The sequence below is a fragment of the bacterium genome (assembly GCA_035529855.1).
In the GTDB taxonomy this organism is placed as follows: Bacteria; RBG-13-66-14; B26-G2; order WVWN01; family WVWN01; genus WVWN01.
The window spans coordinates 1-6,291 of record DATKVX010000106.1 but is presented as its reverse complement, the minus strand read 5'-3'; the positions used below and the strand labels follow the sequence as shown (position 1 = coordinate 6,291).

At 67.0% G+C, this 6,291-nt stretch carries 8 protein-coding genes; all 8 read left to right on the top strand.

What is annotated here, in order from left to right; all coding sequences use genetic code 11:
• Positions 1-218: 218 nt before the first annotated feature.
• On the top strand, positions 219-599 hold the full coding sequence (locus VMX79_11075) for a MerR family transcriptional regulator (GenBank protein HUV87639.1): 381 nt from the start codon (positions 219-221) through the stop codon (positions 597-599).
• Positions 600-601: 2 nt separating this feature from the next.
• Positions 602-988 (top strand): DUF5320 domain-containing protein, encoded by a 387-nt coding sequence (locus VMX79_11070; protein HUV87638.1) that lies wholly within the window; start codon positions 602-604, stop codon positions 986-988.
• A 63-nt stretch (positions 989-1,051) separates the two neighbouring features.
• Positions 1,052-1,417: a NifB/NifX family molybdenum-iron cluster-binding protein gene (locus VMX79_11065; protein HUV87637.1), complete on the top strand. Its 366-nt coding sequence runs from the start codon at positions 1,052-1,054 to the stop codon at positions 1,415-1,417.
• A gap of 21 nt (positions 1,418-1,438) precedes the next feature.
• Positions 1,439-1,624 (top strand): hypothetical protein, encoded by a 186-nt coding sequence (locus VMX79_11060; protein ID HUV87636.1) that lies wholly within the window; start codon positions 1,439-1,441, stop codon positions 1,622-1,624.
• Between the two features lie 9 nt (positions 1,625-1,633).
• Positions 1,634-2,479, top strand: coding sequence for an ATP-binding protein (locus VMX79_11055; GenBank protein ID HUV87635.1), 846 nt, complete (start codon positions 1,634-1,636; stop codon positions 2,477-2,479).
• Complete coding sequence (locus tag VMX79_11050) at positions 2,476-3,348, top strand: 4Fe-4S binding protein (protein ID HUV87634.1); 873 nt, start codon at positions 2,476-2,478, stop codon at positions 3,346-3,348. The genes VMX79_11055 and VMX79_11050 overlap by 4 nt, the downstream gene beginning before the upstream one ends.
• A gap of 98 nt (positions 3,349-3,446) precedes the next feature.
• Positions 3,447-5,558: a hypothetical protein gene (locus tag VMX79_11045; protein HUV87633.1), complete on the top strand. Its 2,112-nt coding sequence runs from the start codon at positions 3,447-3,449 to the stop codon at positions 5,556-5,558.
• A gap of 5 nt (positions 5,559-5,563) precedes the next feature.
• Positions 5,564-6,291: DUF2723 domain-containing protein (locus VMX79_11040; GenBank protein ID HUV87632.1), on the top strand; the 728-nt coding region annotated here is incomplete at its 3' end.

Below are 6,291 nucleotides of genomic sequence, written 5' to 3'. Positions count from 1 at the left end.
CTCCCTTAGCGGGGCGTCGGGTGTAACCACCCGACGCCCGCCCCGTCGGACAAGGGGCTTAAGCCCCTTGTCTAAGCGGCGGGACGGTCTGAAGACCGTCCCCTACTTCGGAATAGACGCAGCGGCGGGCTTAAAGCCCGCCGCTCCTCGTTTCTTTATTGGGGCGGCCGGGCTCATTTTTCTCTTGACAACCACAGTTTATAATATTATTATAAATCATGATGTCAGGGAACGGCAATAACGACACCGCCCTGGACGAAAAGGAGCGTATCTACCCCATCGGCATCGCCGCGGACCTTTTAAGCGTACACCCGCGGACGCTGCGGATATACGAGGACGCGGGCCTGCTCAAACCTATGCGCCGGCGGGGCAGGCGCTACTACACCGAGGAGGACCTGAGCTGGCTGGAGTGCATCCGCCACCTCATCCACGACGATAAGATAAGCGTGGAGGGCCTGAGGCGATTGGTCCGGCTGCAGGATTGTTGGGAAATCCGCGGTTGCGGCCGGCGGCGGTGCGGCCGGCGCGGGAGCGGCGCGGGGCGTGGCCGCGGAAGGCCGTCCGTTGACGTAAAAAGCGAAGATGGAAAGGAGGAATGACGATGCCACGCGGCGATAGAACAGGGCCCGCGGGCCAGGGGCCACGCACGGGCCGCGGGATGGGCTACTGCTCAGGTTACGCGACGCCCGGCTATATGAACGCCGGCCCGGGTATGGGCCTCGGCATGGGCCGCGGCATGGGCGGCGGCCGCGGTTGGCGTAATATGTATTACGCCACCGGCCTCCCGGGATGGGCCCGGGCAGGTTGGATGCCGGCGTACGGCCAACCGCCGGTCTCGCCTTACGGCGCCGTGCCGTACGGGCCGGCGCCTACGGCGGCCGACGAAGCTGAATTCTTGAAGGCTCAGGCCGAGTACTTCGAGGGGGCGCTCAACGATATCAAAACGCGCCTCTCCGAGCTCGAGCGCAAGGCCAAGGAAGAGAAGTAGGATAAAGGGGGCCGGCTCGAGCCGGCCCCCCCAACGCAAGCGGGATACTTCCGGAGGTACGTTATGAAATTAGTCGTTACCGCCGTGGGCGGCGACCTCGACGCCGAGGTCGACCCGCGCTTCGGCCGGGCCCCATATTTCGTAGTGGTCGAGACCGACGATATGTCGTTCGAAGCCATCGAAAACGCCGCGGTGGACGCTTCCGGCGGCGCCGGGATACGCGCGGCGCGGGCCGTCGCGGACTCGGGCGCAAAGGCGGTTCTCACCGGCAACTGCGGCCCGAACGCCCACCGGACCCTTCAAGCGGCCGGTATCGCGGTAGTGGTCGGCGTCGCGGGGACCGTACGCGAGGCCGTGGAACGTTATTTGAAAGGCGAATACGCCGAGGCGGAAGGCCCCAACGTCGAGGGCGGCTTCGGCTCGAGTTAAGCAATATCAAAGGAGGTCAAGATGCCTAAAGGACAAGGACAGGGCGGCGGCGGCCAGGGCTCCGGTCAGCGCGGCGGCTCCGGCCTCGGGCCCGGCGGCAACTGCGCTTGCCCGAGCTGCGGGGCCACCGTAACCCACAAACAGGGCGTTCCCTGCTACCAGGAGAAGTGCCCCAAGTGCGGCGCGCCGATGACGCGTCAGCGTTAAACCCGTAATATGCTGGTAACGATCGCCAGCGGCAAAGGCGGAACCGGGAAGACGACGGTCGCGGTGAACCTCGCGGTGACGGCCGCGGCGGCGGGCCGAAGGGTGACCCTGCTCGACTGCGACGCCGAGGACCCCGACTGCCACATCTTCTTGCGGCCCGAGGGCTTTACGGCCGAGCCCTTCGCGGTCGAGGTGCCGGCGTTTACGCGCGGGCGGTGCGACTTCTGCGGGCGCTGCGGCGAGGTATGCCGCTTCAACGCCGTGGCGGCGTTGAAGGACGACGTGCTCATTTTTCCGGAACTGTGCCACAGCTGCGGCGGCTGCTGGGAAATTTGCCCGCGGGGCGCGCTGAAGCCGGTACCTCGCGTCATCGGCGAAATTCGGAAGGGGAGCGCGCGCGGCATAGAGTTCGTCGAAGGGCGCCTGACGGTGGGCGAGCGGACGTCCGTCCCCATAATCCGCGAGGTGAAGCGGCAAGCGGCGAAAGACGGCCTTACGGTCGCGGACGCGCCGCCGGGCACCGCCTGCCCGATGGTCGCCGCGGCCCGCGACAGCGATTTCGTCCTCCTCGTCACCGAGCCCACCCCCTTCGGCCTGTACGACCTGGAGCTCGCGGTCGCGGTGGTGCGCGAGCTCGGCCTCCGTTGCGGCGTCTTCGTGAATCGCGCCGGCGAGGGGGAGGAAGACCTCAGGGCGTACTGCGCGAGCGAAGGCTTGGAGATATTGGGAACGTTGCCGGACGACCGGCGCGTAGCGGAGGTCTACGCCGGCGCCGGCCTTATCGTCGACGAGTTACCCGAATACCGCGGCACCTTCGAGGAACTCCTCGCACGGCTCGAGAGCGGGTCGGAATGAAAGAACTGGTCATACTGAGCGGCAAGGGCGGCACCGGCAAGACGAGTCTGGCCGCGGCGTTCGCGACCCTGGCCGCGCCCGTGGTCGTCGCCGACGCCGACGTCGACGCGCCGGACCTGCACATCCTGCTCGAACCCGAGCTGCGCTCGCGGCGGGAGTTCCGCGCCGGCTTCGAGGCCCGGATAAGGCCGGAGGATTGCACGGCCTGCGGCCGGTGCCTCGAGCTGTGCCGCTTCGACGCCATAAGCGAAGACTGCGCCGTTAACCCGACGGCCTGCGAGGGTTGCGGCGTGTGCGTCGAGGTATGCCCGGCGGCGGCGGTCGATTTCGTCGAGAAGGTCGCCGGCGAGTGGTACCTGTCGCGGACGCGCGTCGGGCCGATGGCGCACGCGCTCCTGCGGCCCGGCGAGGAGAACTCCGGCAAGCTCGTCGCCGTCGTCCGTAAGGCGGCGCAGGCCCTCGCGGCGGAGGAGGGCCTGCCGCTCATTCTGGTGGACGGGCCGCCCGGCGTAGGCTGCCCCGTTATATCGTCGGTGACGGGGGCGGCCGCGACGTTAATAGTCGCCGAGCCGACATTAACCGGCATCCAGGGTTTCGCCCGGGCGGCGGAGCTGGCCGCGCATTTCGGCGTCCCGGCGGCCGTGGTCGTCAACAAATCCGATATCCACGCCGAGAACGCGGCGGCGCTGGCGTGCGAGGCCGAGCGGCGCGACGTTCCCGTAGTAGGCCGCATCCCCTACGACGGCGCCTTCACCGCGGCCCAGCGCGAGCGCAAGACGGTGGTCGAGACGGGGGGCGGCGCGGCGGCCGAGGCGCTGGCCAAGGTCTGGGCGGAGCTCGGCGCCTGGTTAAAATCGGGCCGCGGGTAAATACGTGCCGCCCCTCCGGGCGGCTTTTTTCTTGGGTGCGGCGCGCCCCTGCTAATCCGTTGACACCCCCTATGGGGCGTGGTAGAATCCGCGCGTTTATGGATGCGCGTCGGAAACGCGACGTTTTTTTAATACTCCTCGCCGCGGTGCTCGCGGCCGTCACCGGCGCGCTGTACCTGTATTCCAACCTGTATTACACCGACGGCTTCCTCACGCTGCCGCTCGACGACGCGTACATCTTCCTCCACTACGCGCGCAACTTCGCCGCCGGCCACCCGCTGGTCTACAACGTAGGCGACCCGCCCACTACCGGCGTAACCTCGTACCTTTATTTACTCATGCTGACGCCGTTGGCGCTGGTATTCCACGCGCCGAACGCGTTGGTGTGGGCGGCGTACGTTCTGAACGTCGCCCTGTACGGCCTGAGCATCTGGCTCTTCGCGAAGGTGGTCGCGCACCTCTTCGAAGGGCGCTACGTAATCGTTTCGACTTTCGTATTCGCGACGACGGGGCCGATAACCTTCCACGCGCTGGGGGGGATGGATGGCGGCCTTTACATCGCCGCGTTGCTGTTCGCGCTGTATACCTATATATTGTACCAGGAGCAAGGCCGGCGGGCGTGGTTCGCGGCGGCGCTGGCGGCGCTGACGCTGGCGCGGCCGGAGGGAATACTGGCCGCGGCGATATTGGCGGGGCTCGCTTTAGCGGCCCGGGAGCCGAAGGGTAAGAGCGGCAACCCGAGGCCGCGGCGCTCGAAGTGGTTGGTCCTCCTCGGCCTCACCCCCGTCCCTGTCTACTTCGCCCTCAATTACTTCGTCGGCGGGCACCTTGCGTCGTCGAGCTTCCTGTCGAAGTCTATACTGGCGCAGACCACGGACCCTTGGACCGTGCGGGCGGCGACCGTGCTATCGTACACCATATACGTGGTCAAGAGTATCTTGGCCGGCCTGGACGGCTATTACCTTCGGGCGTACTTCAACGCCAATACGGTGTACGCCGCGGCCAATTATTTTGCGCCGCTCGCGCTGGCCTTCTTCCTGGTGGGGTGGGGCCGGGCGGCGCGGAAGTCATGGTCGGCGGGAAGGGCGTCGCCGGGCTTCGCCGCGGGCGTGGTGTTTTTGGCGTGCGTCGCCGCGGCGTGCGTGGCGTTGCCGTATACCCGCCATTACGCCCGTTATATCGCCCCTTATTTTCCGCTGTTCGTCATCGGCGTTCTCGGCGGCATCGACGGCCTGGCGTTCCTTATCCGCTACGGCCGGCCGCAGATAAGCCACGCGGCTATGTTTTGGACCGGGGCCGCGTATTTCCTGGTCTTCGGCCTTATATCCTCGGCCTACTTTTGGGTCGCCTACGGCATGTCCGCCAGGGATATCCGGTATCAGCATATAGCCGTCGCGCGCTTCATCGGCGAGAAAGTGCCGGCGGAGGCCAACGTCTTCACCCACGACGTCGGCGCGCTGGCGTACTACGGCGGGCGTAGAATCGTCGATATGGAGGGGTTGGTTACGCGCGACGCGTGGCGCTACGGCCGCGAGGGTTTGGGCGCCGTCTCCGAATTCGTGCGGCGGAACGGCAAGTACGGCGATTATTTCGCTGGTTACTTAAGCGTATACCCGTTCCGCAGTTCTGACGCGCTCGAGGTGTTGGCTTACTCGGGACAGCTTCTGACGACGACTATGGCCGGGGGGAGCGAGATGACGGTGGCCCGGTTCGCGCCCCACGTTTTCGAGCGGCCCCCTCCGCCGGAGAGCCGGGCGCTGGCGGGCTTCGAGTTGGTAGACGAGGTGAACGTGGCCGACGTCGCGTCCGAAGCCGCCCACGACTACCGCGTGCACCTGCGCGCCGCGACCATGATCCAGAGTTACGCCGCGGCGCGTCCCTTGTCGAGCGCGCCGGGGGCGGTCATTTTCGAGGCGGGTAGGGTGGTCTCCGGCCGGGAGGAATTCACGGTGGACGTTCCGCCGGGACGGGACGTGTTGGCCGTAGTCCGGTGCGAACCCCCTTACGGCGCCGCGGTTCGCGTCAACGGCGTATTCGCCGGGAATTGGGTCGTCCCGCCGACGGCGGGGGACGTTTACCGCGACGGCTCGTTCCCGATCTGGAGGCGGTTCGTCCGGGGCCGGCAGCTCCGTATTTCCCTGGAGACGCTCAGCGACGACCTGACGTACAACGCGCCGGTCCATTATTACTTTTACTCGCGAAAGGAGTAGTCGGCTTGCCGGCGCGCCGGAACGCTTCGTTGGTATCGGCCCTCCCGTGGGCCTTTTTGTTGGGCGGCTTCGCGCTGTACGGCTTGGGCGCGGCGCCGGGCCTCTCCATATTGGATTCGGGGGAGTTCCTGGGGGTGGCGGCGACGCTGGGCGTGGCGCACCCGACGGGGTACCCGCTGTACGCGTTGCTGGGGCAGCTGGCGACGTTTTTCCCGTGGGGGGAGCAGGCGTTTTTGATAAATTTGGTATCGGCGGCCGCGGCGGCGGGGGCGGCGTTCTTCCTGGCGCTGGCGGCTCGGGAGTTGGCGCGGCAGCTGGGTGTGGGGGAAATGGGGGAGGCGTTGGCGATGGCGGCGGCGGGCCTTTTGGCGTTGGCGGGGAGGACGCTGTGGTCGGTGGCGACGATGGCGGAGGTGTACGCGCTCAACGCATTATTTTGGGCGGCGCTGCTGTGGGCGGCGCTGCGTTTGCGGCGGACGGGTGCGGCGCGGGAGCTGTACGTTCTGGCGCTGGTCGGCGGCCTATCGTTGGCGAACCATATGACGGTCGCGTTGTTTTTCCCGGCGCTGCTTTTTATTGGATGGCCCGGGCGGGGGAAGGCGAAGACGCTGGCGCGGGCGCTGCCGTTGGCGGCGGCCTTTTTATTGGCGGGGGTCTCGGTGAACCTCTACACGCCGTTGCGGGCGGCGCGGCAGCCGCTCTTCAACTGGAACGACCCCTCCACCGCGGCCTC

What these genes read in the sequence shown, in the direction of transcription:
- VMX79_11050 (HUV87634.1), top strand. Translation starts at nt 2,476, where the DNA reads ATGAAAGAACTGGTCATACTGAGCGGCAAGGGCGGCACCGGCAAGACG.
- VMX79_11065 (HUV87637.1), top strand. Translation starts at nt 1,052, where the DNA reads ATGAAATTAGTCGTTACCGCCGTGGGCGGCGACCTCGACGCCGAGGTC.
- VMX79_11055 (HUV87635.1), top strand. Translation starts at nt 1,634, where the DNA reads ATGCTGGTAACGATCGCCAGCGGCAAAGGCGGAACCGGGAAGACGACG.
- VMX79_11070 (HUV87638.1), top strand. Translation starts at nt 602, where the DNA reads ATGCCACGCGGCGATAGAACAGGGCCCGCGGGCCAGGGGCCACGCACG.
- VMX79_11075 (HUV87639.1), top strand. Translation starts at nt 219, where the DNA reads ATGATGTCAGGGAACGGCAATAACGACACCGCCCTGGACGAAAAGGAG.
- VMX79_11060 (HUV87636.1), top strand. Translation starts at nt 1,439, where the DNA reads ATGCCTAAAGGACAAGGACAGGGCGGCGGCGGCCAGGGCTCCGGTCAG.
- VMX79_11045 (HUV87633.1), top strand. Translation starts at nt 3,447, where the DNA reads ATGGATGCGCGTCGGAAACGCGACGTTTTTTTAATACTCCTCGCCGCG.